1 protein-coding gene is annotated in these 944 nt (G+C 67.2%); it reads left to right on the top strand.

All coding sequences use genetic code 11. The annotated features are described in order from the left end of the window. Positions 1–843 (top strand): CpaE/TadZ family protein (locus XINFAN_RS21045; protein WP_124088807.1); only part of this gene is annotated, 843 nt, incomplete at its 5' end. Positions 844–944 lie beyond the last annotated feature (101 nt).

Raw genomic sequence — 944 nt, 5'->3', positions numbered from 1 at the left:
GCGCCCGCCCCCGTCCCGGCCGCCGGGGAGGACGCCGCGCCCGCCTTCAGGCCGAAGGGCGACCGCCAGGGCCTGCTGCTGCCGGTGCATGGCATGGCGGGGGGCACCGGCTCTTCGACTTTTGCCAGCAATCTGGCCTGGGAACTGGCCACCGCCGACAAGACCAACCCGCCCCGGGTCTGCCTGATGGACCTGGATTTCCAGTATGGCTCGATCGCGACCTATCTGGATCTGCCGCGCAAGGATGCGGTGTTCGAGGTGCTGACCGATCCGCTCTCGGTCGACAGCGACGCGCTGATCAAGGGGATGCAGAGCTTCAACGACCGGCTCTGCGTCTTCACCGCGCCCACGGACATGCTGCCGCTCGACATCATCTCGGGCGAGGATCTGGGCCGGCTGATCGACATGGCGCTGGCGAATTTCGATTTCGTGATCATCGACATGCCCAAGACCGTGGTGGCCTGGACCGAAGCCGTGCTGAGCCGGGCGCATGCCTATTTCGCGCTGATCGACCTCGATCTGCGCTCGGCCCAGAACGTGCTGCGCTTCGTGCGCGCGCTCAAGGCCGAGGCGCTGCCGCATGAGAAACTGCGCTACGTGCTGAACCGGGCGCCGAAATTCACCGATCTCTCGGCGCGCTCGCGGGTGAAGCGGATGGCCGAAAGCCTCGATATCGCCATCGAGGTGCAACTGCCCGACGGCGGCACCCAGGTCACCCAGGCCAACGACCACGGCCTGCCGCTGTCCGAAAGCGCCGCGAAGAATCCGCTGCGCAAGGAACTTCAGAAGCTGGCCAGGTCGCTGTTCGATCTGAGCAGAGCCGCCGAGACCGGCAAGTCATAACCATTTCCCGAAAGGCGCCGCGCCATGTTCAGCCGTTTCCGCAAAGACGCCCAGGCTCCGAAGCCCGCCGCCCCCGGCGCCGCGGCCCCGGCGCGCAGCAC

Source organism: Pseudogemmobacter humi, assembly GCF_900609055.1.
Taxonomy (GTDB): domain Bacteria; phylum Pseudomonadota; class Alphaproteobacteria; order Rhodobacterales; family Rhodobacteraceae; genus Pseudogemmobacter; species Pseudogemmobacter humi.
Note: the sequence above shows the minus strand (reverse complement) of the source record. Positions and strands in the feature narration are given on the sequence as shown.